At 64.8% G+C, this 18,912-nt stretch carries 11 protein-coding genes; 8 read left to right on the forward strand and 3 right to left on the reverse strand.

Going from position 1 to position 18,912, the window contains the following annotated elements:
* The first annotated feature begins 180 nt into the window (after positions 1 to 180).
* The 5 genes from JS531_RS02225 (at position 181) to JS531_RS02245 (ending at position 7,279) form a co-directional block, all read left to right on the forward strand.
* Complete coding sequence (locus JS531_RS02225; RefSeq protein WP_240541986.1) at positions 181 to 1,296, forward strand: LacI family DNA-binding transcriptional regulator; 1,116 nt, start codon at positions 181 to 183, stop codon at positions 1,294 to 1,296.
* A 389-nt stretch (positions 1,297 to 1,685) separates the two neighbouring features.
* Entirely contained in the window at positions 1,686 to 3,329 is a 1,644-nt protein-coding gene (locus JS531_RS02230) for an FGGY-family carbohydrate kinase (protein WP_214312003.1), read from the forward strand.
* A gap of 164 nt (positions 3,330 to 3,493) precedes the next feature.
* Complete coding sequence (locus tag JS531_RS02235; RefSeq protein ID WP_214312005.1) at positions 3,494 to 4,186, forward strand: L-ribulose-5-phosphate 4-epimerase; 693 nt, start codon at positions 3,494 to 3,496, stop codon at positions 4,184 to 4,186.
* A 168-nt stretch (positions 4,187 to 4,354) separates the two neighbouring features.
* Entirely contained in the window at positions 4,355 to 5,872 is a 1,518-nt protein-coding gene (araA, locus tag JS531_RS02240; protein WP_214312007.1) for an L-arabinose isomerase, read from the forward strand.
* A 450-nt stretch (positions 5,873 to 6,322) separates the two neighbouring features.
* Positions 6,323 to 7,279: a CTP synthase gene (locus JS531_RS02245; protein WP_217625615.1), complete on the forward strand. Its 957-nt coding sequence runs from the start codon at positions 6,323 to 6,325 to the stop codon at positions 7,277 to 7,279.
* Between the two features lie 18 nt (positions 7,280 to 7,297).
* Here JS531_RS02245 and JS531_RS02250 read toward each other — a convergent pair whose 3' ends face one another.
* The gene (locus JS531_RS02250; RefSeq protein ID WP_214312009.1) at positions 7,298 to 8,098 is read right to left on the reverse strand and encodes a hypothetical protein; all 801 of its coding nucleotides are present in this window, start codon (positions 8,096 to 8,098) and stop codon (positions 7,298 to 7,300) included.
* A 245-nt stretch (positions 8,099 to 8,343) separates the two neighbouring features.
* Entirely contained in the window at positions 8,344 to 9,177 is an 834-nt protein-coding gene (locus JS531_RS02255; protein ID WP_346427749.1) for a gamma-glutamyl-gamma-aminobutyrate hydrolase family protein, read from the reverse strand.
* Between the two features lie 521 nt (positions 9,178 to 9,698).
* Here JS531_RS02255 and JS531_RS02260 point away from each other — a divergent pair.
* Positions 9,699 to 12,242 (forward strand): InlB B-repeat-containing protein, encoded by a 2,544-nt coding sequence (locus JS531_RS02260; protein WP_214312013.1) that lies wholly within the window; start codon positions 9,699 to 9,701, stop codon positions 12,240 to 12,242.
* Positions 12,243 to 12,731: 489 nt separating this feature from the next.
* On the opposite strand, the gene JS531_RS02265 is transcribed toward JS531_RS02260, so the two are convergent.
* Positions 12,732 to 14,555 (reverse strand): AMP-dependent synthetase/ligase, encoded by a 1,824-nt coding sequence (locus JS531_RS02265; RefSeq protein ID WP_214312015.1) that lies wholly within the window; start codon positions 14,553 to 14,555, stop codon positions 12,732 to 12,734.
* Positions 14,556 to 14,924: 369 nt separating this feature from the next.
* Between JS531_RS02265 and JS531_RS02270 the strand changes: the two genes are divergently transcribed.
* Together JS531_RS02270 and JS531_RS02275 are read left to right on the forward strand one after the other, a co-directional pair.
* Positions 14,925 to 16,559 (forward strand): sugar porter family MFS transporter, encoded by a 1,635-nt coding sequence (locus tag JS531_RS02270; RefSeq protein ID WP_214312017.1) that lies wholly within the window; start codon positions 14,925 to 14,927, stop codon positions 16,557 to 16,559.
* A 749-nt stretch (positions 16,560 to 17,308) separates the two neighbouring features.
* On the forward strand, positions 17,309 to 18,883 hold the full coding sequence (locus JS531_RS02275) for an ABC transporter substrate-binding protein (protein WP_214312024.1): 1,575 nt from the start codon (positions 17,309 to 17,311) through the stop codon (positions 18,881 to 18,883).
* The last annotated feature ends 29 nt before the right edge of the window (positions 18,884 to 18,912 follow it).

Consider the following 18,912-nt stretch of genomic DNA (forward strand, 5'->3'; position numbering starts at 1 on the left):
CTGTGAGCGCTCACGTGTCGCGTCGGCAATCGCGATAAGCTGACAGAAGCGACGCCGCGCGCGACGTCACGGGCGCATCGCGCACGACGACGTGCCGAATCGCAGAACACGACAGAACGCGACATGAAACGCACGATGGCGCACACCGCGCCGACGCGACCTGCGGAAGGGAGAAGCAGTATGGGTTCCGGACGCAACGCCAGCAAACGACCCTCGATGTTCGCAGTGGCCAAACTCGCGGGGGTGAGTCATCAGACCGTCTCGCGCGTCATCAACAACTCGCCCGACGTCTCCGACGCCACACGCAAGAAGGTGAAGGCCGCCATCCGCGAACTCGGCTACCGGCCCTCCAACTCGGCGCGCGCGCTCGCCTCCAGCCGATCACGCACCATCGGCCTCATCGCCGGCGGTCTGCGCTTCTACGGACCGATCTCCGCCATCACGTCCATCGAATCGCTGGCGCGCGAGCACGGCCTGTTCATGAGCGTGATGATGGTGCACGAGGCGCTGTGCACGCAGAAGGAGTTCGACGAGCTCATCGACACGTTCAACGAGCAGAACGTGGACGCGTTCATCCTCCTGACCCCCACCGACGTGATGCTCGACCTGGCATGCCGCGCGAAGCTCGACCAGCCGCGCGTCATCGTCACCTCCACGCACGGCGGCATGAGCATGCGCGAGGCGCGTTCGCTGGTCCCGGAGGACGGCCTCGCGCGCACCTCGTTCGTGGGGCTCGACCAGTGGGGCGCGATGGCGGACGTCATGCGTCTGGTCACGGCCGCCGGCCACCGTCACGTGCTGTATCTCGCCGGCCCGCCGGAATGGCGCGACGCCGCCACGAGGCTCACCGCGTGGGAGACGCTGTCCGCGAACGAATCCGTGCGCACGCAGGTCATGCGCTGCTCCACGTGGGAGTCCGGCGAGGCGTACGCCAAGATGAACCGGCTCATCGACACGGCCGGCGTGACCGGCGCGCCGCTGCCCACCGTGGTGGTGACCGCGAACGACAGCCAGGCCGTGGGCGTGGCGCGCGCGCTGCACGAGCACAGCCTGCGCGTGCCGCAGGACGTGAGCATCGTCGGCTTCGACGACATGCCCGCCATGGACAACATGTATCCGCCGATGGCCACCGTGCGCCCCGATTTCGAAGGGCTCGGCGCGGCGGCGATGCGCGAGGTGCTGCGTCTGCTCGGCGAGGGCGCCTCGCCGCAGCTGCCGAACGTCCAGCATGGCGTGGGATTGGTGCCGGCGACGGTGTGCGCGCGCACATCGCTCGGGCCCGTGCCGCGCGTGTAGGCGCCGCGTCGGCACGGGGTGCGTGACGCCGGGTGCGCTGCGGCGCCTCGTGCGACGTGGTCCGACTGAGGTGGTCAGACTGAGGTGGTCCGACCGAGGTTCGGCCGACGTGTGGAGGGCGTGCGTCCGATGGGCGCACGCCCTTTTTGCGTGTCGGGCCCGATGACGTGATGGGCGTGTCGCACATGCGGGCCGTCAAAAGGGCGGTTTATGGCCGGTTATGACAACGTTTGAGAGCGAGACACGTCGGGGTTGTGTTCCGTCGGGGTGCTTTGTACAATAGTCTCGGAAATTGTGAGCGTTAACAGTTCCCCAAAGACGGGCGCGAAAACGCTTACCTAAAATGGTTGATCGGACGGTGCCTCCGGCCGGTCAGTGAGGAGTCCAACATGGCAGCAACGAACGCCTCCGAGCAGGTCGCCGCGATCGCCGAGAAGATCCGCGCGGGCAAGACCTCGCTGGGCATCGAGTTCGGTTCCACCCGTATCAAGGCCGTCCTCATCGACGACACCTACAAGACCATCGCCTCCGGCGACTACGGCTGGGCCTCCCACCTGGAGGACGGCCTGTGGAGCTACTCCCAGGAGGAGATCTGGAAGGGCCTGCAGTCCGCGTACGCGGCCATGGCCAACGACGTCGAAACCGCCTACGGCGAGAAGCTCACCCACATCGGGCACATCGGCTTCTCCGCCATGATGCACGGCTACCTCGCCTTCGACGAGGACGGCGAACTGCTCGTGCCGTTCCGCACCTGGCAGAACACCAACACCTCCGAAGCCCACCGGAAGCTCTCCGAGCTGTTCCAGTACAACATCCCCGAGCGCTGGTCCATCGCCCACCTCTACCAGGCGGTCCTCAACAAGGAGGAGCACGTCTCCAAGGTCGCGTACTTCACCACCCTCGCCGGCTACGTCCACTGGAAGCTCACCGGCGAGAAGGTCCTCGGCATCGGCGACGCCTCCGGCATGTTCCCCATCGACCCGACCACCCACACCTACGAGACCGCGTTCATCGAACAGTTCGACACGCTGCCCGAAGTGGCCGCCCAGCCGTGGAAGCTCGAAGACCTCCTGCCCCGTCCGCTCGTCGCCGGCACCCCGGCCGGCGAACTCACCGAGGAAGGCGCCAAGCTCCTCGACCCGACCGGCACGCTCAAGCCCGGCATCGTGCTCGCCCCGCCGGAAGGCGACGCCGGCACCGGCATGGTCGCCACCAACTCCGTGCGCGTGCGCACCGGCAACGTCTCCGCCGGCACCTCCATCTTCGCGATGGTCGTGCTCGAACACAAGCTCAAGGCCCTGCACCCGGAAGTCGACCTCGTCACCACCCCGGCCGGCGACCTCGCCGGCATGAGCCACGCCAACAACTTCACCTCCGACCTCAACGCGTGGGTCAGCCTGTTCGGCCAGTTCGCCGAAGCCCTCGGCCACCCCGTCGACGCAGGCACGCTCTACGGCACGCTGTTCCGCGCCGCCATCGCCGACGACGTCGACGCCAACTGCGGCGGCCTCCTCAACTACCCGTTCCGCTCCGGCGAATTCCTCGCCGGCCTGCCCGAAGGCCGCCCGCTGTTCGCCCGCAGCCCCGAAGCCAACATGACCCTCGGCAACTTCATGCGCGCCCAGCTCTTCTCCGCGTTCTCCCCGGTCAAGATCGGCATGGACGTCATGACCAAGCAGGAGCACGTGCAGATCGACTCCCTCGTGGGCCACGGCGGCATCTTCACCACGCCGAAGGTCGCCCAGAAGATCCTCGCCGCCGCGTTCAACACCCCCATCAAGGTGATGTCCACCGCGGCCGAAGGCGGTGCCTGGGGCATGGCTGTGCTCGCCGACTACCTGTGGAACACCAACGAGGACCACACCAACCTCGCCGACTACCTCGACGGCCGCGTGTTCAAGGACGCGCAGTCCACCACCGAAGAGCCGGAAGCCGGCGACGTCGTCGGCTTCGAAGACTTCTTCGCCCGCTTCTCGAAGGGCCTGCCCATCGAGCACACCGCCATCGAAAGCATCGACCTCGAAGACAAGTGACCGGACGGCGGGCGACGCCGCACGCACGGCATCGCCCGCCGGACCGAACCGAATCGGATCCACACGGTCCGGACGGAACCGGCCGGACCGGAACCGAATCGGACCCCAAACGAAACGTACACCACACAACCCAACACGTCCCCCAAACCGAAAGGAACACAACAATGGCAACTCTGGCAGATTACGGCCCCGAAGTCCGCGCCGAAGTCAAGCAGGTGCGCGAGGTCGTCTCCAACCTCCACCAGCAGCTCATCAAGTGGAACCTCGTCGTCTGGACCGCCGGCAACGTCTCCCAGCGCCTCCACACCGCCGACCTCATGGTCATCAAGCCGTCCGGCGTGCGCTACGAGAACCTCACCCCGAACTCCATGGTCGTCACCGACCTCGAAGGCAACGTGGTCGACGGCTCCGAAGCCCCGTCCTCCGACACCGCCTCCCACGCCTACATCTACCGCAACATGCCGGGCGTCTACGGCGTCGTGCACACCCACTCCACCTACGCCACCGCGTGGGCGGCCACCGGCCAGAACATCCCGTGCGGCCTGACCATGATGGGCGACGAATTCGGCGGCCCCGTGCCGGTCGGCCCGTTCCGCCTCATCGGCTCCGAAGCCATCGGCAAGGGCGTCGTCGAAACCCTCGCCAAGTACCCGAAGTCCCCGGCCGTCCTCATGCAGAACCACGGCCCGTTCACCATCGGCAAGGACGCGGAAGCCGCCGTCAAGGCCGCCGCCATGACCGAAGAGGTCGCGCACACCATGTGGGCCGCCCGCCAGCTCGGCGACATCATCGAGATCCCGCAGGCCGACATCGACAAGCTTAACGACCGCTACCAGAACGTCTACGGCCAGCACTGATCTGATGGTGTGTCTCCTACGTTGCGGGAGACTCGACGTACCTTCGTACGCCTTCGTCTCCCGCGCCTTGGAGCCACACGCATCAGACCGGGGTCGCCGACACTGTGACGCTGGAACGTAACTTAACCAACCAACAACAACCAACACAACGAAGTAAAGGAAACAATCATGGCAATGGAGAACCCGTTCGAGGGCAAGGAAATCTGGTTCGGCGTCGGCTCGCAGGACCTGTACGGCGAGGAGGCCCTGCGTCAGGTCGCCATCCACTCCGCCGAAATGGTCGACTACCTCAACAAGACCGGCAAGATCCCGGCGAAGATCGTGCTGAAGCCCACCCTGAAGTCCTCCGACGGCGTCAAGGAGTTCATGGTCGAAGCCTCCGCCAACCCGAACGTCATCGGCGTCATCACCTGGTGCCACACCTTCTCCCCGGCCAAGATGTGGATCCGCGGCCTCGAAGTGCTGACCAAGCCGCTGCTGCAGCTGGCCACCCAGCACCACAAGGAGATCCCGTGGGAGACCATCGACATGGACTTCATGAACCTGAACCAGGCCGCCCACGGCGACCGTGAGTTCGGCTACATCGTCTCCCGCCTCGGCATCAAGCGCAAGATCGTCGTCGGCCACTACACCGACCCGGAGGTCGCCGAGAAGGTCGGCACCTGGGCCCGCGCCTGCGCCGGCTGGGACGCCTCCAACAACATGAAGGTCATGCGCTGGGGCGACAACATGCGCAACGTCGCCGTCACCGAGGGCGACAAGACCGAGGCCGAGCGCGTCTTCGGCGCCTCCATCAACACCTGGGCCGTCAACGAGCTCGTCGCCGCGTACGACGCCGTCAAGGACGATCAGGTCAAGGAGATCATCGAGGACTACAAGGCCAAGTACGACGTCGACCCGGCCCTGCTGGACGCCAAGTACGACTCCCTGTTCATCGCCGCCAAGGAAGAGGCCGCGATGGTCAACATGATGCGCGCCAACGGCTGCACCGCCGGCGTCGACAACTTCGAGGACCTCGGCGCCCTGCCGCAGCTGCCGGGCGTGGGCCCGCAGCGCTTCCCGTCCGAGTACGGCTGGGGCTTCTCCGCCGAAGGCGACTGGAAGACCGCCGTCCTCGTGCGCATCGGCGCCGTCATGGGCTACGGCCTCGAAGGTGGCGCCTCCCTCATGGAGGACTACTCCTACAACTTCACCGAAGGCGACGAGCTCGACATGGGCTCCCACATGCTGGAGGTCTCCCCGTCCATCGGCACCATCGCCAAGCCGAAGCTGGAGATCCACCCGCTCGGCATCGGCGGCAAGGCCGACCCGGTCCGCCTGGTCTTCTCCGGCAAGCCGAAGAAGGACGCGGTCGTCGTCTCCATGTCCGACGTGCGCGAGCGCTTCCGCCTGCTCATGGACGTCGTCGACGTCGTCGAGCCGCAGGGCTCCCTGAAGGAGCTGCCGTGCGCCCGCGCCGTCTGGAAGCCGCAGCCGTCCCTGAAGACCGCCGTCCAGTGCTGGATCACCGCCGGCGGCTCGCACCACACCTGCATGACCACCTCCGTCGGTCGTGAGGCCTGGGAGGACTTCGCCCGCATCGCCGGCGTCGAGCTCGCCGTCATCGACGAGAACACCACCGCCCGCCAGTTCGAGAAGGAGCTGGAGCTGTCCGAGATGGTTCACCGTCTCGACAACCGTCACTGATTGACGGCTGGCATGCCTTGACGCCTCGCCGGGCTTAGCGGACGGTGAGCGTCAATGGCCATGAGAGGGCCCGATTCCCCAATGGGGAGTCGGGCCCTTCGTTTGTGCCGGGCTGGGGGAGAAGGGCTGGGGGAGGCTGTTTGCGAAGCGGGTTGGTGCGATGCTGCCGGATCGTTTCGCTGGGGAGGCCGTTTGCGAAGCGGGTTGGTGCGACGGTGCTTGGTTGCTTCGCTGGTGGGCCTCTTCGCGAAGCGGGCTGGTCGGTTCGTGACGGGCCCTGTTCGTTTCCGCGTGTTCCGGTTCCTCCTGCTCAAACCCCCGTTATTTCCGGTTTACAGCGTCAAACCCCCGAAACGTCCCCATGTAAACGGGTGTTTGGTGCTGTAGATTCTGGATATCGGGGATTTCGGCCCCGGGATTCGTTACGGATGGCCCCTCTACAATGGGGACATGGTAAGGCATCATGCGGTTGATGCGCTGTTCGCCGAAGCGCGTCGGGAGAAGCGTTGCGTCGTGGCTCCCACGGACACCGAATTCAAGGCGATTCAGCGGCGTGTATGCTCCGGCGGCATCGTGAAGCCGTTTCGTGGGCTCTATGCGCAGACCGATTATTGGAATGCCCTTGACCGTTATGAGCAGGTCCGTCATGTCGTTCGGGCGTTGTCCCGATGCCATCCCGACTGGGTGTTCTGCGGGCCGACGGCAGCCATCATGCATCGGCTGGATTGTTCCTATCGGTTGTCGTGTCCGCTTTGGATCGCCGTCGCACCAGGCACGCATTATCGCAACTCCGGGCAGCTGACGAGACACGTCATCTCCAATCCCGAGATCGCTGAGGTGGAAGGCGTGAAGGTGACGGGGCTGCTGCGCACCTTGTTCGACTGTGCCGCCGCCTTGAGCCTGCGATATTCGCTGGCTCCCATCGATTCGTCATTGCGGGCCAATTCCGTCGACAAAGATGTTCTGCTGGCATACCCATCATCGGTGAAATATTCCCGTCGCCGTCGTACCGTCATGCGGGCGTTCACCCTGTCCGACGCGCGCAGCGAGAACGGCGGTGAATCGTCGGCACGTGGCATGCTGCATGAGATGGGGTATCCTCCCGACGACATCCAGACGGAATTCCCGTGTCTGGATCATCCGGGCAGGAGACATCGCGTGGATTTTCTCTGGAAGAAGCAGGATGGAACCTGCGTGGTGATGGAATTCGACGGTGTGCGCAAATACGTGGATCCGAATATGACGTCAGGCAGGTCGATTCGTGAGGTGGTCGATGGTGAACGCCGTAGACAGCAGTGTCTGGAACGGCAGAGGGTCTCCGTCATACGCATGTATGCCAACGAACTGGACAGCCCGGCACGAATCCTCCGCGATCTGGAAAGCCTGGGTGTTCGCCGCATTCCGTAGCGGGATCCGTCGTCGGTGTCAGCGATGGCGCAACAGCCGTTCGTTCTCCTCGGCGAAACGATTGCGCCACTTGTCGCCGAAGCATGACATCAGGGCCTCCTGCAGCGCACTGAGCCGCATGGGCCATTCCCTGTCCGTCCACGGCTCGTGCGGTCCGGCCGTCATGATGCGGTATGCGCGGGTTTGCACGATGGTCGTGACCAGGTCGTAGGCCAAGTCATCCTCATCGTCGATGGATTCCACGGGATTGATTCGGCCGCGCTCCTGATACGTGCGATGGATGTCCCCATCGGTGCCCACCCACAGATAGGTGCCGTCATAGCGCGACCAAGGCGTTTCGAACATCATCTGGTTGGCGGCAAACGGATCCATGTCGTCGCGGCCTCCGCATATTTCCCGCAATCGCTTGCCGTATATGGTTCGGAGCCGGTTCGCCAATTCAAGTGTGGCGTCTCGGTCCATGGGAGGATAACCGCGAAGCCTCGCATCGTCGCGTATCGCCTTGCGGACCGATGGGCGATTGAGAAAGTCCTCGTACGTCCCGTCTTCCGTGTTTTCGCCGCTGTGGGCGCGCAATACGGTCAGTACGGGGGATTCATGATTTCGTCCGGCCGTACCGGCATCAATGAGACCGGGCGGGATGTCATTCTGGCCGGCGGGGTTGCCGTCATCATAATCGTTTGGCCGCGTCGTTCGCGCCGGACCGTGTGCCCTCATCGAACGTGACGTCTTCGGAGCCCGTACCTGCCGTGCTGTTTCGGAGGTGCGCATCGTCCGGAACGCAGCGAAGGTTCGTATCAGCCTGGACAAAATCCCCATGACGGATGCCCTCCTTTTCCGCCCAACCCGTTCGATATGCCGATTCCATTCCATGTTACGGCCGAAATCCCCATTATTCCCGGTCTACAGCGTCAAATGCCCGTTTGAGAAGGGTGGTTTCATCCATGTGGTGCTGTAAATACCAGAGAACGGGGGTTTCAGCCGGGTTTGTCGAGATGCGTCGTCGATTGGGGTGCTGCCGGTTGGGGTGGGTCATCGCGGCATGGTGGGAGTGGAGCGTGCGGCTACTCGCTCCGCGCCGCGCGCACGAACGTGTCGAAGATGGCCTGTGAACGCGGGTCCACCTTGTACAGGAACTCGGGATGCCATTGCATGGCCCACAGGAACCGGCTCGCCGGCCGCCACAACGCCTCAATCACCCCGTCCGGAGCCACGCCCATGACGCGCAGCCCCGGTGCCGGTTCGCGCACGGCCTGATGGTGATAGCTGTTCACGGCGATTTCCCGTTGGCTTACGAACAGTTCGGCCAGCGGCGTGCCGGGCGTCAACGTCACGGTGTGCCCGAACGCGTCGTACGGCGGATTCATATGATGTTCGACTCCGCTGGGATGCTCGGTGGGCAGATCCTGCCATAGCGTGCCGCCCAGGAACCGGTTGATGAACTGGATGCCGCGGCAGATGCCGAGAATCGGCTTGTCCAGTCGTATCACGGCCGGCAGCAGCAGTGATTCCATGCGGTCGCGCTCGGGGGAGAGCGCTTCGCTGCGGCCGGTCGCGTCATCCGCGTCAGCGGCCGTGGAATCGTCTCGCCGCCCGGCTGCACCATCTCTCTTGCCGTCCATCGGTTCGTCGGTGCCTGCAGCGCCGATGCCGGTCCTGTTCCCGGGATTGGCCAAGAGACCGACTGACGACCCTACATCCGGTCCGCCCGTGAACAGGAACGCGTCGAACCGTTCGGCGCACTGCTCCACCACGTCCGCATCGTCGGTCAGCGGCAGCATCACCGGCGTGCCACCCGCGCGCAGCACGGCATCCATGTATCCGGGCAGCATCCACAGGCTGTCCCGCCCGTAATCCATCAGTGGCGTCACTGCGATCATCGGCCGATCGGTCATCACGCACCCCTTATTTCCGTCATCCCGCGAACGGGCGATTATGTGATTCGCACGATGCCGTCACTCTATCGGACCGATGTGAACCCGAGCCGATGGTCGTCAGGTCAAGGGAATCCGTAGCATGCTCGCCGTATCCTCGGTATTCGCCGTATTGGGCGTGGCGCGACGGTGTCGGATTGTTTCGCTGGAAGGTCTGTCCGTGAAGCATGCTGGTGTTGTGGTGACTGGGTGTTTCGCCGAGGAGGGTATCCGTGAAGCGATTGGTCGGTGGTCATCCGAGTTATGTCGCTGGGTGGGCTCTCGGTGATGCGGATCGGTGCGATGCTGCCGGCTTGTTTCGCTGGATGAATGATGACTGGGAGATGCGATGCCTGGGCATTCATTGGGGGCTGCATCTCCCTTGCACATGATGTTCCGCGGCAATACACTGGAATCGTTGGCAACGTAAACATGCAGCGAAGACGGTGCTTGCGCGGGCCACGTGACATAGAGGTTCAGGAGTCCTAGAGGGAAGGAAGCTAGCGATGACAATGAACCGTAATCCGCGTCCATCCGGCAGGTGGATGAAACTCCTCGCGATACCGGCCGCCGTAGCGACGCTCATGGTGGGCGTCCCTGCGGCCAACGCCGCCGAAGGCGCATCGGCGCAATCCGAGTCGACGACTACGTCGCAGCAGACGCAGTCGGCCGCATCGGCCGCAGATGCGGCGCAATCCAAGAACCAGACGCAGTCGGCGTCGGCAACCGCGTCCGCAGGCAAGACCGCCGCGGCCGGAACGTCGGCAGCCGCCGCATCGGGTGCGGCCGCGTCCAAGGCCGCGACGTCCGGCAAGACCGCCGCGTCGGCGCAGCCGCAAAGCAGCGAGAGCCAATCCAAGTCCGCGTCGTCGGCGGCCCAGCCCGCACAGACGTCGGCCCAGACTTCGAAGGCGGCGCCGTCGACGCAGGCAACGCAGAAGACGCAGCCGTCCCAGCCGACCACCCAGCAGGCGCAACCCAAGGCAGCGGCCGAACCGGTCTACGGCTACACCATCACCTTCGATTCGCAGGGCGGCACCCCGGTCGACCACACCGCCACGTGGATGAAGAACGACGCGACCGGCAGCAACAGCGAGGAGTGGTCCGACAAGGTCACCAAGCCCACCCGCGAAGGCTTCCGCTTCGTGTGCTGGTCCACCCAGAAGTCGGACAAGGCCTGCGACCATAACCTCTGGAACCTCTGGTTCTCGAACGACGGCATCACTTCCGACATGACCGTGTACGCGCAGTGGGCGGGCATCGCCGTCCGCGTGTACATCGGCAGCGAGACCAGCGGCAACTTCGTCGACATGACCAACGGTGACATTCCGGCCGATAACCCGAAGTTCGTCGCCCCGGCGAAGGACGGCTGCACGTTCGACCACTGGTCCACCGATGAGGACGGCACGGTCGTGTTCGATCCGACGAAGCCGCTCGCCTCGGCCAAGGCCAGCATGTCCGCCTATCCGCAGTACCTGTGCACCATCACGTTCGACACGCAGGGCGGCGATCCGATCGCCTCGATTCAGGCGCCTACGGGCCAGCCGTTGACGAACCTGCCGACCCCCACGCGCAGCGGCTACACGTTCGTCCAATGGACGTACGACGCCGCCGGTGACCAGCGGTTCTTCGACACCCGTCAGGTCCGCAACGCGTTCACGCTCTACGCCCAGTGGAAAGAGAATGCCAAGTACACCATCACCTTCGATTCGCAGGGCGGCTCCGAAGTCGGCCACACCGCGGAATGGTGGGCCAATGACACGACGACGCACAACGACACCGAATGGGTGAACCACGTCAACACCGACGTCACCAAGACCGGCTACCGGTTCCAGTGCTGGTCCACGCAGAAGGACGACGTGGAATGCACGCACAACCTCCGCACCGTCTGGAAGCAGCCCGACGGCATCACCTCGGACATGACCGTGTACGCGCAGTGGGAGGCCATCGCGGTCCGCATCTACATCGGCAGCAAGACCAGCGGCAAGTACGTCACGGTGAACTATGGTGATGTTCCCGCCAACGATCCGAAGCTCGTGGCGCCCGCGAAGGACGGCTGCACGTTCGACCACTGGTCGCTCGGCGAATACGACTACGGCACGTTCGACCCGTCGCAGCCGCTCGACGAGGAGAGCGACTTCTCCATCTACCCGCAGTACCTGTGCACCGTCACGTTCGATGCACAGGGCGGCGACGCGGTCGCCCCGGTCCAAGCCGCCACGAGCCATGCACTTACGAACCTGCCCACGCCCACGCGCGAGGGCTACACGTTCACTGGCTGGACGTATGACGCCGCCGGCGACCAGGAGTTCGTCGCGACGAGGAAAGTGAACAAGGCGTTCACTCTCTATGCCCAGTGGAAGGTGAACGAGTACACGGTGTCGTTCGATGCGAACGGCGGTTCGGCCGTGGACGCGCAGACCGTGGAGTACGGCAAGACCGTGACGAAGCCTGCGGATCCGACCCGTGAGGGCTATACGTTCGCGGGTTGGACGACGGATGAGGCCGGCAAGACCGCGTACGATTTCGCCACGCCGGTCTCCGGCGACCTGACGCTGTACGCGCAGTGGACGGTGAACGAGTACACGGTGTCGTTCGATGCGAACGGCGGTTCGGCCGTGGACGCGCAGACCGTGGAGTACGGCAAGACCGTGACGAAGCCTGCGGATCCGACGCGTGAAGGCTATACGTTCGCGGGTTGGACCACGGACAAGGACGGCAAGACCGCGTACGATTTCGCCACGCCCGTGTCCGGTGGCCTCACCCTCTACGCCCAGTGGACGAAGAACGCCGAGCAGCCTGGCGAGAAGCCGGGTGAGAACGGCGGCTCCACGCCGACCACGCCGTCCAAGCCGAACCAGTCGAAGCCCTCCAACGACGCCAAGAAGAACGCTGCCAAGAAGGACAACGCGAAGCAGTCCTCCGCCAAGTCCGCCAAGACCGCGCGTCTGTCGAAGACGGGTTCGTCCATCGCCGTGATGGGCGTCGCCGTCATGCTGCTGCTGACGGCCGCCGCCATGGCGCTGGCCGTCCGTCGCAACCGCGACTGACGGCAGGTTCTCCGGTCGGGCCGCGCGCTCGTCGCGTCGGTTCGGCCGCTGACCCGATTCCGGCCCGCTGATTTGGCTGGTCGGAACGCATTGAGGCCGGCATCTCCGTTCCGGAGATGCCGGCCTCTTGTCGTCCATGGTTCGGGCGTCGCTTCCTCGCCATCGATGGCACGAATCCGACGCTGAGACCTGTGTGAGCGTCGGTTCCGCGCCAAGGTTGGCATCGAACCGACGCTGAGACCTGTGTGAGCGTCGGTTTCGCGCCAAATGTGGCGTGCAGACGATGCCAAGGCCTTGTCAGCGTCGAATCCATGCCAAGGTTGGTACGGAAACACCGCTAACGGCTATGTGAGCGTCGTATCCCTGCCAGGTTTGGCACGGATACGACGCTAGGAGCCCTGTCAGCGGGCCGGTAGGTCCGACCGTCGGTTGCGTGCCATGCTTGCGGCAGCCCCGCACCCCGCAACCGCGACCCAACCTCCCGCACCCTCAGCGCTTGCCGGCGTACAGCTCGTGCTCGATGACGTCGGCGAACACGCGGTTGACGGCCGGGCGCACGACCTTCAACGACGGCGTCAGGCACTTGTTCGCCTGCGTGAGCTGCGTGTCGAGTACCACGAACTTGCGCACGGATTCGGCGCGCGAAACGGTCGCGTTCGCGCGGTCGACGTACTGCTGGATCTCCTCGTGGACGGCCGCGTTGGTGATGAGGCGGTCGATGGGCGTCTCGAGGGACAGGCCGTGCTGCGGCAGCCATGTCTCCAGCGCCTCGGGGTCAAGGGTCACCAGCGCGCCGATGAACGGACGCTGATCGCCCACCACCACGGCGTGCTCGACGATCGGGCACTTGGTGATCTCCTCCTCCAGCGGGATGGGGGAGACGTTCTTGCCGCCGGCGGTGATGATGATGTCCTTCTTGCGGCCGGTGATCGTGATGCGGCCTTCGTCGTCGATGGACGCGAGGTCGCCGGTCTTGAGCCATCCGTCCGCGGTGAACGCTTCGGCGGTCTTCTCCGGCAGGTTGTGGTAGCCGCGGAACACGTTCGGGCCCTTGACCTGCAGCTCGCCGTCCTCGGCGATGCGCACCGACGAGCCGGGCGCGGGCTGTCCGACGGTGCCGATCACGTTGTCGTCGACGCGGGTCGCGGCGAACGGCGCGGCCGTTTCGGTCATGCCGTAGCCCTGGATCATCGGCAGGCCGATGCCGTTGTAGAAGTGCGCCAGATCGAGGGACAGCGGCGCGCCGCCGCACGCCACGTACTTGATCTTCGGGCCGAGCGCGCCGCGCACGGTGCGGTAGACGAGTGTCTCGTACTTGGCGTGCTCGGCGATTTCGGTCAGCGTGTGCTTCTCGCCGGCCTGTTCGGCCTTGCTCCATGCGATCGCCGCCTCGGCGGCCTTGAGGAACAGACGGCCCTTCCAACCGGCGCCGGCCTTGCGGGAGGCGGCGTTGTACACCTTCTCGAACACGCGCGGCACGCCCAGCAGGTAGGTGGGCTGGAAGGAGCGCAGGTCGGGCAGGAGGGACTTCGTGTCCGGCAGGTATCCGACGACGCCGTCGTCGGAGGCGATGGACGCGTACTGGATGAAGCGTGCGAAGCAGTGGGCGAGCGGCAGGAACAGGAGCAGGCGCGGATGGTCGTCGAGGATCATCTCGTGCAGCGCCTCGCTTGCGGCGATGGTGATCGACACGAAGTTGCGGTGCGTGAGTTCGGCGCCCTTGGGTGCGCCGGTGGAGCCGGACGTGTACACGATGGTGGCGAGGTCGTCGATGTGGACCGATGCGATGCGCTCGTCGAGTTCCTCGTCGGAGACGGTGACGCCGAGGCCTTCGAGCGCGCCGAGCGCGTTGCCTTCGATCATGAGGATCTGCTTGAGGGACGGGCAGTGGTCCTTGACGGAGTCGAGACGGTCGAAGCGCGTGCGGTCGTCGGCGAACGCAAGCTTGACGTCGGCGTCGTTGAGGATGCGCTGCGCCTGGGCGGCGGAGTCGGTGTCGTAGATCGGCACGCTGACGGCGCCGATGGCGGCGATGGCGAAGTCGAGCACGCCCCATTCGAGTCGGGTGGAGGAGAAGATGGTGACCGCGTCGCCTTTGGCGACGCCGAGCGCGATGAGGCCGCGCGCGGCGGAGACGACCATGCGGTGGAATTCGCCGGTGGTGACGTTCTGCCAGCGGCCGGGGCCGAGCTTCTTCTCGGCGATGACGGTGTCCTCTCCGGTGCGTGCGAGACGGTCAGTGAGGAGGGAGTAGATGGTCTGGTCGTCCTTGAGTTCGACGGACGATCCTGGTGTGGTGTAGTGGTCGAGCATGATGCCGTGTTCCTTACGTGTTCCGGTGGCCGTGATGATCGCCTGCGATGGGGAGGTGACGATTTCGGCCAGTCTGTCGACGAGGTTACGTGTCCGTAGGTTCTTTTGTTTTGTGCGCAATGCCATAAGCGCGACGACGACTTTTGTATATGCCCACAACACGCCCGCGGCACGCCTGTGACGTGCCAGCGACGTGTCGGCGACGTACGCGCCGGAGACGTGCGGCGGCGGAATCCGGCGCGTGTCGCCGACAGGTCCCGCCCGATGGCTACGATACTGCTCCGGCGGATGAACGTTAGCGTTAACAAACACTGAAAAAAGCGCTTTCGCCAAGAACAGCAGAGGAAGAGCACACGTAAGGACGCTGCCATGAACCAAGCAGTAGAAACATTGAGGACATCCGCCGGCGCGGCCGGCGTCAAGTCGGCCGAACCGGCCGAGCCGGTGGAGCCGGTCGTGGAGGCCGACGAGCACCAGCGCCGCGGCTCCGGCCGCTACATCGTCGGCCTCGCGCTGAGCGCGGGCCTTGCCGGCCTGCTCTACGGCTACGACACCGTCTCCATCTCCGGCGCCATCGACTTCCTGCAGGAGAAGTACGCGCTGAGCCCCGCCCTGCAGGGCCTCGTCATCAGCTCCATCATGATCGGCGGCGTCATCGGCGCCGGCTTCTCCGGCTTCCTGTCCGACAAGTACGGTCGCCGCAGGATCCTCATGTTCGGCGGTGCGTTCTTCTTCGTCGCCGCCCTGTGGAGCGCGTTCACGTTCAGCCCGTTCACGCTGATCCTCGCCCGCGTCATCGGAGGCGTCGGCATCGGCCTGGCCGCGGCGCTCGCCGTCACCTACATCACCGAATCCGCGCCGACCAACATCCGCGGCGCGCTCACCTCCGCCTACCAGCTGCTCACCATCTCGGGCATCTTCCTGACGAACGTCATCAACTACTTCATCGCCTCCTCCGGCTCCCACGCGTGGGGCGTCGCCAACGGCTGGCGCTGGATGCTCGGCATCGGCGCCATCCCGGCCGCCATCTTCGTGGCCGCGCTGTGGCTGTCCCCGGAGTCGCCGCGATTCCTCGTGCAGGCCGGTCGCGTCGAGGAGGGCTACAAGGTCCTCGAGCGCATCAACGGCTCCGACAAGGCCCGTCGCGACGTCGAGGAGATCCAGCTGCAGATCGCCGAGGAGCGTAAGGCCAACGCCAGCTTCTCCGACCTGTTCAAGCCCGGCCTGAGGAAGGCCCTGCTCATCGGCATCTTCCTGGCCATCTTCAACCAGGCGATCGGCATGAACGCCATCTCCTACTACGGACCGGTCATGTTCAGCCACATGGGCTTCGGCGGCAACACCGAGTTCCTCGCCTCCTCGCTCGTCGGCGGCATCGAGCTCGTGTTCACCGTGGTGGGCATGTACCTCATCGACACCGCCGGCCGCAAGAAGCTCATGGCCGTCGGCTCCGGCCTCATGGTCCTGTTCGCGCTCGGCATCAGCTTCGCGTATGCGAACAACTACCAGCTGCTCATGCTCATCTTCGTGATGTGCTTCACCTCCGCGTTCGCGTTCTCGATGGGTCCGATTCCGTGGATCATGATCCCGGAGCTGTTCCCGACCTACCTGCGCGGCCGCGCCACCGGCATCTGCACCGTGTTCCTGTGGGGCACCAACTGGGCGATCGGCCAGTTCACCCCGATGCTCATCAGCTCCATCGGCGGCATGGGCACGTTCCTCGTGTTCGCCGGCACCAACCTCCTGTGCTTCCTCGGCGTCATCACCTTCGTGCCCGAGACCAAGGACAAGACCCTCGAGGAGATCGCCGAGCTGTGGAAGCCGAAGCAGGATCGGTCCAACGCGCAGATGGAGGTCGTGCGCGCCACCGCCGACCTCAAGCAGGCCGAGGCCGACATCAAGGCCGCCGAGGCCGAGCTGGCCCGCGCCCGCCGCGCCAAGGAGCGCGCCATCGCCACCAAGGCCGCCGCCGAGGCGCTCGTCGCCGCGCAGAAGTCCCGCTGACCGGTCCGCCGGGACTGTCCCGGTCCGCCCTTCCCGTCCTCCGCCCCTCCTTGCGCTCGTTTCTATAGAAACGGACGTTCTGGCCCCTTGTGTTCGCCCCGCTGCGTCCGTTCCTATAGGTTCGGATGTTTGGTGGGCTTCCGAGAGGCTGGTTTCGCTCGTTCCTATAGAAACGGACGTTTGGACTATGTTGGTGGGTGCGGTTTCGTCCGATTCTTAAGAATCGGACGGGAGTGGGCCTGTACGTGTGCCCCGTTTCGTCCGATTCTGTAGAAACGGATGTTTGGTGGGCTCCTGAGCGTCCGGTTTCGTCCGTTCCTATAGAAACGGACGTTTGAGTCCCTATGCGAGCCCCCGCTGCGTTCGTTCCTGTAGGTTCGGATGTTTGGGAGTGCCGTGTGCGCCCTGTTGCGCTCGATTCTGTAGAAACGGACACTTGGACCGTGTTGGTGGGTGCGGTTCCGTCCGATTCTGCAGGAACGGACGTTCCGTCCGTGATCCGCGCCCCGTTTCCGTCCGATACGTAAGAATCGGACGGGACGACGGGGACTCGCCTGGTTCGTTGACCGGTTCGCCCGGTCCGCCCGCTTTGGCGCCGGGACCGATAACCCGCTAGAACCAACGCCTATGATGCCGCGATTGCACCGTAACATCATGGGCGTTTACTATTGATGCGCTTATTCATGGCGTCCGCCGCCCGTCGCGGCGCGCGCCGCATCGCACGAAAAGCAAGAGGAAGAACAGCAGAAATGAAGACGAAGAACCTGAGGAAGGGACTCAAGGGCGCGCTCTCGGCCGCATTGGCCGGCGTGCTCGCGCTCTCGCTCGCCGCATGCTCGCAGACCGGCGGCTCCACCACGTCCACCGCGAACGGCGTCTCCGGCCAGACCACGTTCACCTACGCGCGCTCCGCGGCCGTGACCTCGCTCAATTTGTGGACCGAGATCACCTCGAACAACGCGTTCGCCATCGACAAGGTCTTCGAACCGCTCGTCAGCTTCGACAAGGACGGCAAGATCATCGACTGGCTCGCCAAGTCGCACAAGGTCTCCGAGGACGGCCTGACCTACACGTTCACGCTGCGCGACGGCCTCAAGTTCTCCGACGGCACCGACGTGACCGCCGACGACGCCGTCTTCTCCATCAAGCAGCATCAGGCGGAGAAGGACGCGGCCCTGCCGCTCACCGCCGACATCGCCTCCGTCGAGGCCCCGGACAAGAAGACCGTCGAGATCAAGCTCAACAGCGCCTACACGCCGCTGCTCGCCGAACTCGCCAACTTCTCCAACGGCATCGTGCCGAAGGACTTCGGCGGCAAGAGCGAGAAGGCGTTCTTCGAGAACCCGGTGGGCACCGGCCCGTTCGTCGTGGACAAGTGGGACAAGTCCGGCGACCTCACGTTCAAGAAGAACGACAACTACTGGCAGAAGGGCAAGCCGGGCATCTCCAAGCTCGTCTACAAGGTCGTCGAGGACGGCACGCAGGCCGTCAACCAGCTGAAGACCGGTGAGGTGGACGGCATCGAAAGCCCCGCGCTGGAGAACATCGATGAGCTGGAGAACGGCTCCGACACCAAGGTGGAGACCGCCGGCAGCTGGGTGACTCACACGTTCTTCTTCAACACCGCCGACGAGCACTTCTCCGACGTCCACGTGCGCCGCGCCCTCGCCTACGCGCTCAACCGCGACGACGTGACCAAGGCCGTCGCCTTCGACCACGCGACCACCGCGAAGACCGTCCTGCCGAAGGCCATCAAGTACAGCACGCAGGATTCCATCACCCCGGTGGACAACGACCAGGCCAAGGCCAAGGACGAGCTTGCGCAGTCCAAGTTCCCGCAGGGCTTCGAGGCGAAGATCCTCGTGCCGTCCGGCAACAATGCCTACCAGCAGGCCGCGCAGCTGCTCCAGTCCGCGGCCGCGAAGATCGACGTCACGCTCGACATCGATTCGGTGGACATGGCCACGTTCCGTTCCCGCTTCAAGGCGTTCGACTACCAGATCATGATCAACTCCGCACAGGCCGACTATCCGGACGCCGATTCGATCATCGACTTCCAGGCCGATCCGGACGGCTTCAGCAAGTCCTACTGGACCAGCTATTCGAACGACGAGGTCACCAAGGAGCTCAAGCAGGCGCAGGTCACGCCCGATGGCGACAAGCGCGCCGAGCTCTACAAGAGCATCCAGCAGACCCTCGCCGATGAGGTCCCGTACATCCCGCTGTACTCGCCCGACATCGTCAAGGCCGTGCGCAAGAACGTGACCGGCCTCGAGGTCCTGCCGAACGATTCCGTCCGCTTCCAGGACGTCAAGTTCGAGTAGTCCCGCCGGTCCGGCCGATTTCGCCAGCC

The organism is Bifidobacterium sp. CP2, from assembly GCF_018555635.1.
Lineage (GTDB): Bacteria > Actinomycetota > Actinomycetes > Actinomycetales > Bifidobacteriaceae > Bifidobacterium > Bifidobacterium saguinibicoloris.

What these genes read in the sequence shown, in the direction of transcription:
- JS531_RS02225 (WP_240541986.1), top strand. Translation starts at nt 181, where the DNA reads ATGGGTTCCGGACGCAACGCCAGCAAACGACCCTCGATGTTCGCAGTG.
- JS531_RS02230 (WP_214312003.1), top strand. Translation starts at nt 1,686, where the DNA reads ATGGCAGCAACGAACGCCTCCGAGCAGGTCGCCGCGATCGCCGAGAAG.
- JS531_RS02235 (WP_214312005.1), top strand. Translation starts at nt 3,494, where the DNA reads ATGGCAACTCTGGCAGATTACGGCCCCGAAGTCCGCGCCGAAGTCAAG.
- araA (WP_214312007.1), top strand. Translation starts at nt 4,355, where the DNA reads ATGGCAATGGAGAACCCGTTCGAGGGCAAGGAAATCTGGTTCGGCGTC.
- JS531_RS02245 (WP_217625615.1), top strand. Translation starts at nt 6,323, where the DNA reads ATGGTAAGGCATCATGCGGTTGATGCGCTGTTCGCCGAAGCGCGTCGG.
- JS531_RS02250 (WP_214312009.1), bottom strand. Translation starts at nt 8,098, where the DNA reads ATGGGGATTTTGTCCAGGCTGATACGAACCTTCGCTGCGTTCCGGACG.
- JS531_RS02260 (WP_214312013.1), top strand. Translation starts at nt 9,699, where the DNA reads ATGACAATGAACCGTAATCCGCGTCCATCCGGCAGGTGGATGAAACTC.
- JS531_RS02265 (WP_214312015.1), bottom strand. Translation starts at nt 14,555, where the DNA reads ATGCTCGACCACTACACCACACCAGGATCGTCCGTCGAACTCAAGGAC.
- JS531_RS02270 (WP_214312017.1), top strand. Translation starts at nt 14,925, where the DNA reads ATGAACCAAGCAGTAGAAACATTGAGGACATCCGCCGGCGCGGCCGGC.
- JS531_RS02275 (WP_214312024.1), top strand. Translation starts at nt 17,309, where the DNA reads ATGAAGACGAAGAACCTGAGGAAGGGACTCAAGGGCGCGCTCTCGGCC.